Origin of the sequence: Bradyrhizobium sp. (assembly GCF_035484855.1) — a bacterium.
Classification (GTDB): Bacteria; Pseudomonadota; Alphaproteobacteria; order Rhizobiales; family Xanthobacteraceae; genus Bradyrhizobium.
The window spans coordinates 1-5,790 of sequence record NZ_DATHOP010000285.1; the positions used below are offsets into that span (position 1 = coordinate 1).

The 5,790-nt window shown below is 62.6% G+C and carries 5 protein-coding genes; 2 read left to right on the forward strand and 3 right to left on the reverse strand.

The window, feature by feature from the left end:
- On the forward strand, positions 1-1,899 hold a 1,899-nt coding region (ppc, locus tag VK804_RS31890), incomplete at its 5' end, for a phosphoenolpyruvate carboxylase (RefSeq protein ID WP_325752273.1).
- A gap of 88 nt (positions 1,900-1,987) precedes the next feature.
- On the opposite strand, the gene VK804_RS31895 is transcribed toward ppc, so the two are convergent.
- From VK804_RS31895 to VK804_RS31905, 3 genes are all read right to left on the reverse strand, one after another.
- Entirely contained in the window at positions 1,988-2,908 is a 921-nt protein-coding gene (locus VK804_RS31895; protein ID WP_325752277.1) for an SDR family NAD(P)-dependent oxidoreductase, read from the reverse strand.
- A 99-nt stretch (positions 2,909-3,007) separates the two neighbouring features.
- Positions 3,008-4,147 (reverse strand): thiolase C-terminal domain-containing protein, encoded by a 1,140-nt coding sequence (locus VK804_RS31900; protein WP_325752274.1) that lies wholly within the window; start codon positions 4,145-4,147, stop codon positions 3,008-3,010.
- 4 nt (positions 4,148-4,151) lie between these two features.
- The gene (locus VK804_RS31905) at positions 4,152-4,562 is read right to left on the reverse strand and encodes a Zn-ribbon domain-containing OB-fold protein (protein WP_325752275.1); all 411 of its coding nucleotides are present in this window, start codon (positions 4,560-4,562) and stop codon (positions 4,152-4,154) included.
- A gap of 210 nt (positions 4,563-4,772) precedes the next feature.
- Here VK804_RS31905 and VK804_RS31910 point away from each other — a divergent pair.
- Positions 4,773-5,790 (forward strand): ABC transporter substrate-binding protein (locus tag VK804_RS31910; RefSeq protein ID WP_325752276.1); only part of this gene is annotated, 1,018 nt, incomplete at its 3' end.

Sequence of the window (5,790 nt, forward strand, 5' to 3'; positions counted from 1 at the left end):
GTGCTGCGCTATTATCTGGAGGAGCTGCATGTGCTCGGCTCCGAATTGTCGCTGGCGGCGCATCTGACCGATGTTTCCAAGGATCTGCGCGCGCTCGCGAAGCGCTCGCCGGATAAATCGCCGCATCGCAGCGGCGAACCCTATCGGCTGGCGGTGTCCGGCATCTACGCGCGACTGACCGCGACCGCCGCGCGGCTCGACGTCGAGACCACGCGCCCTCCGGTCGGCGAAGCCGCACCCTACGCCGATGTCGGGGAGTTCAAGGCCGATCTCGATATCATCTATCGCTCGCTGATCTCGAACAATTCGCGGGTGATCGCGCGCGGGCGGCTCCGGCACCTGCGCCGGGCCGTTGATTGCTTCGGCTTCCATCTCGCCAGTCTCGACATGCGCCAAAATTCCGCCGTGCATGAGCGCACGGTCGCCGAACTGATCGACGCCGCGATGCCCGGCATGTCCTATCTGGCGCTGGGCGAAGAGGCGCGGATCGCGCTCCTGACCGGCGAGTTGCGCAACACGCGGCCGCTGACGTCGAGCTTCGTGAAGTACAGCGAGGAGACGGTCGGCGAACTCGCCGTGTTCCATGCGGCGGCCGAGGCTCATGCCAGGTTCGGCGCCGACACCATCCCCCAATGCATCATCTCGATGTGCAAGGGCGTGTCCGACATGCTGGAGGTCGCGCTGCTGTTGAAGGAGGCGGGCCTAGTCGATCCCTCCGGCCGCAGCGCCATCAATATCGTGCCGCTGTTCGAGACCATCGAGGATTTGCAGGCATCGAGCGCCATCATGGACCGGCTGCTGTCGATGCACGATTACCGCAAGCTGGTAGATAGCCGCGGCGCGGTGCAGGAAGTGATGCTGGGCTATTCCGACAGCAACAAGGATGGCGGCTTCGTCACCTCGGGCTGGGAGCTCTACAAGGCGGAGATCGGCCTGGTCGAGGTGTTCGAGCGGCACCATGTGCGCTTGCGGCTGTTTCATGGCCGCGGCGGTTCCGTCGGCCGCGGCGGCGGACCAAGCTATGACGCCATCATCGCGCAGCCCGGCGGCGCGGTGAACGGCCAGATCCGGATCACCGAACAGGGCGAGATCATTTCCAGCAAATATTCCAATGCCGAAGTCGGCTGCAACAATCTGGAAATCCTTGCCGCCGCGACGCTGGAAGCGAGTTTGCTGCAGCCGAAGCAGAGCGCGCCATCGGACGGCTATCTGAAGGCGATGGAGCAATTGTCCGATCTCGCCTTCAAGGCCTATCGCGGGCTGGTCTATGAAACCGAGGGCTTTGCCGATTATTTCTGGAATTCCACCGTGATCACCGAAATCGCCACGCTGAACATCGGCAGCCGGCCGGCCTCGCGCAAGAAGACCCGCGAGATCGAGGATCTGCGCGCCATTCCCTGGGTGTTCAGCTGGGCGCAATGCCGCCTGATGCTGCCGGGCTGGTACGGTTTTGGCAGCGCGGTCGAGATCTGGATCAAGGAGCATCCCGACAAGGGCATGCCGTTCCTGCGCGAACTCTATCGCGAGTGGCCGTTCTTTCGCACGCTGTTGTCGAACATGGACATGGTGCTGGCGAAGAGCTCGATCGCGATCGCTTCGCGCTATGCCGAACTGGTGCCGGACGTGGCGTTGCGCGACAAGATCTTCGGGCGCATCCGGCAGGAATGGCAGACCTCGATCGACCTGGCGCTTGATATCATGGGCCAGGAGCGGCTCTTGCAGGGCAATCCCCTGCTGGAGCGCTCGATCCGCAACCGCTTCCCCTATCTCGACCCGCTCAACCACGTACAGGTGGAACTGTTGAAGGAGCATCGCGCGCAAAATCCCGACGAGCAGGTGCTGCGCGGCATCCAGATCACCATCAACGGCATTTCGGCGGGCTTGAGGAATAGCGGGTAGGGAAGAGGCGAATGGCGAGTAGCGAGTAGCGAGTAGCGAGTAGCGAATGGAAGATCCCTCGCTATTCGCCACTTCCCTATTCGCCTCCTCAAATCGCATCCCAGCTGAAAATGTCGGCGGAGCGGTCGAGCCTGTAGAAGGACGGCTTCAATGCCGGCATCGCGTGCTCGGCGACCGTCTGCGGCGTCCAGCCTTCGGTGCGCTGCACGGAGCGCAGCGGACGGTTCTGACTGAACAGAAAAATCTCGTTCATGCGCACGCCGAAGATTTGTCCGGTGACGTCCTTGGAGGCATCGCCGAGCAGATAGGCGACAACGGGCGCGATCTTCTCCGGGCCCATCTGCTTGATCTTTTCTACGCGCGCCTTCTCCGCCTCGGTCTCGGTCGGGATGGTCCCGATCAGCCGGCTCCAGGCGAACGGCGAGACGCAATTGGAGCGCACGTTGAAACGGTTCATGTCGAGCGCGATCGATTTCGACAGGCCGACGATGCCGAGTTTGGCGGCAGCGTAGTTGGCCTGGCCGAAATTGCCGACCAGGCCCGAGGTCGAGGTGAAGTGCACGAACGCGCCGCTCTCCTGCTCGCGGTACAGCCGTGCCGCGGCATGCGAGACATAGAACGAACCCATCAGGTGCACCTTGATGACGGATTCGAAGGCATCGATGCTCATGCGATGGAAGATCGCGTCACGCAGGATGCCGGCATTGTTGACCACACCGTCGAGCTTGCCGAAGCTGTCGACCGCGGCCTTGACGATCTTGCTGGCGGGGATGGCCTCGGCCACAGTTTCGAAATTGGCGACTGCCGTGCCGCCGCGCTTCTTGATTTCCTCGACCACCTCCTCGGCCGGCGAGGCGCTCGATCCCGAGCCGTCGGCGGCAACGCCGGGGTCGTTGACCACGACTTTTGCTCCCTCCGCCGCGCATAACAGCGCGATCTCGCGTCCAATGCCGCGGCCCGCGCCAGTGACGATGATGGATTTGCCGTCGAGTGATTTGCCTTGCGCCATGATGCCCTCCGTTGTTTTCGTCATTCCGGGGCGCGCAAAGCGCGAACCCGGAATCTCGAGATTCCGGGTCTGGTCCTTCGGACCATCCCGGAATGACGACTATCTCTCATTCGTAAAAATGATCGTTCCACTTGCCGCGAACATGCCGCCGACGCCGTGGCACACCGATATCTTCGCGCCCGGCACCTGCGCCGGCGCGATGCCGCGCATTTGCCGCACGCTTTCCTGCAGCGCGTACATGCCGTACATGCCGGAATGCATGTAGCTGAGGCCGCCGCCATTGGTGTTGAGCGGCAGCTTGCCGCCGGGTCTTGTATTGCCGTCGGCGATGAATTTGCCGGTTTCTTCATGCGGCATGAAGCCGAGATCGCCGAGGCCGTAGAGCGGCAGATGCGCGAACGCGTCATAGACCATGAGGTGATCGACGTCCTTGTGGGTGATGCCGGCTTCCCGGAACGCCAGCGGCCCCGCCACCTTGAACGCGCGCGAGCTGTCGAACGTCTGCATCTGGCTGACCATCGGCGTTTCCACGCTCTCGCCGGTGCCGAGTATATAGACCGGCTTTGTCTTGAAATCCCTGGCGCGATCGGCCGAGGTCAGGATCAGCGCGCCGCCGCCGTCGGTGACGAGGCAGCATTGCAGGATGCGGAAGGGATGGGCGATCATCCGCGAATTCAGAACATCTTCGACCGTGATCGGCGCCTTCATGGTGGCGCGCGGATTTTTCGCGGCCCATTCGCGCTGCACCACCGCGACCATGGCGATCTGCTCATGGGTGATGCCGTGGGTTTTCATGTAGCGCAGCACCGGAATCGGAAACATGCTGGCCGGCGTCGAAACGCCGTACGGCAGTTCGAACTGGCCATTCAGGCTGTCCGGGCCGGTCATGCGCGGGGTGCGGCCGATGTTCGACTTGCCGCTTTCGGCATGCGTGATCAGCACCGTCTTGCACAGCCCGGCCTCGATCGCCGCCGCCGCATGGCGGACATGCAGCATGAACGAGCAGCCGCCGACGGAGGTGCCGTCGACCCAGGTCGGCGTGATGCCGAGGTAATGGGCGATCTGCTGCGGCGTCTCGACCGCGGTGGCAAAGCCGTCGATGTCGGAAAGCTTCAGCCCGGCGTCTGCGATGGCGTTGAGCGCCGCATCGGCGTGCAGCTGGATCTGCGAGGTGTTGGGAATGACGCCGAGCTCGGTGGTCTCTGCTGCGCCGACGACGGCAACTTGATTCCTGCGCATGATCTCAGCCCTTCGCCGGTCGGAACAAGGGAAGGGTGATCTTGTCGTCGAGTTTTTCGAATTTGACCTCCAGCTTCATGTCGAGTTCGAGCGCCTCCGGTGTTTGCGGACAATCCACGATGTTGCTCATCATGCGCGGGCCTTCGTCCAGCTCCACCACCGCGATAGAGTAAGGCGGCGTAAAACCCGGCACCGGGCGGTGATGGATGACGTAGCTGTAGAGTTTCGCCTTGCCGCTGGCCTTGAAGATGCTGACCTTGCGGCCGCCGCAGGCAGGGCAGAACGGGCGCGGCGGGAAATAGACGTTGGCGCAGGCGTCGCAGCGCTGCAGGCGCAGTTCGCCTGATTGCGTGCCGTCCCAGAAATGCTGGGTCTCCGGCGTCGGTTTGGGTTTCGCGCGCGCTGGCTCGGCCATGTCGGTGATTTCCTCCTGATGGCGGGCACGCCTCGGCCCGCTGGTTCCAATCTTGATGCGACATTGGATGGCCCGCCGTCAACGGTCCAGCCGACCTCTTGCATGCCGTGTATTCCGGCACACGCACTATTGCCTGGGCGGGGATGCTTGTATGGCTATGACCTGACGCGGTACATTGCGCGCCAGAACCAAGAAAATCGGGAGGATTTCATGTTGAGGATCACAGGCGCGGTGCTGGCGGCGGGGTTTGCGCTGGCCGCACCGGCAATGGCTGCGGATGCGCCGGCCGAGATCAAGATCGGCACGCTCTATGCGTCATCCGGACGCTTCGCCTCGATCTCGGTACCGGTGTACAGCGCGCTGAAACTCTGGGCCGACCAGAAGAACGCCGACGGCGGGGTCTACGTGAAAGCGTTCGACAAGAAAATCCCGGTCAAGCTCGTTGCCTATGACGACCAGAGCAACACGGCCACCGCCTCCACGCTCTACAACCAGCTGATCACCCAGGACAAGGTCGACCTGCTGGTCGCCGATTCCGGCTCGGTGCTGACGGCGCCGGCGGTTGCGATCGCGCGCGACCACAAGATGTTCCTGTTCGACCAGACCGGCACCGGCGCCAGCTTCTTCTCCAAGGACAATCCCTATATCGCGTTGATGGCGGACCCGGTCTCGACGGTGTGGCCCAAGCCGGTCGCCGACTTCATCTCGCATGACGGCCCCGGCCTCGGCATCAAGAAGGTCGCCATTCTGTACGCGACCAATGAATTTACCGGCACCCAGGCCAACGCGTTCCGCAAATTCGTCAAGGATTCCGGCGCGCCGATCGAGATCGTCTACGACCAGGGCGTCCCGACCGAGACCACCAACTACACCGTCATCATCAACAACATCAACAACACCCAGCCGGATGCAGTCATCCATTTCGGCTATGCGCCGAACGACATCGCTTTCCTGCGCAACGTCGCGGACGTCGGCGTCAAGTTCAAGATGCTGTTCTGCATCTATGCCGGTCTCGAGACGGAGCTTCTGGAGAAGAACGTCGGCGCCAAGGGCCTTGAACACGTCTTCACCTATGTGCCGCCGTCCGAGCTCGACTATCCCGTCAATTTCGGCATGGACATGAAGGCGTATAAGGCTGCTTGGGACAAGAAATATCCCGACGGCAAGATCGAGTTCGGCTTCAACGCGGTGGCCGGCTACACCACCGGGCTGATCATCGAGAAGACGC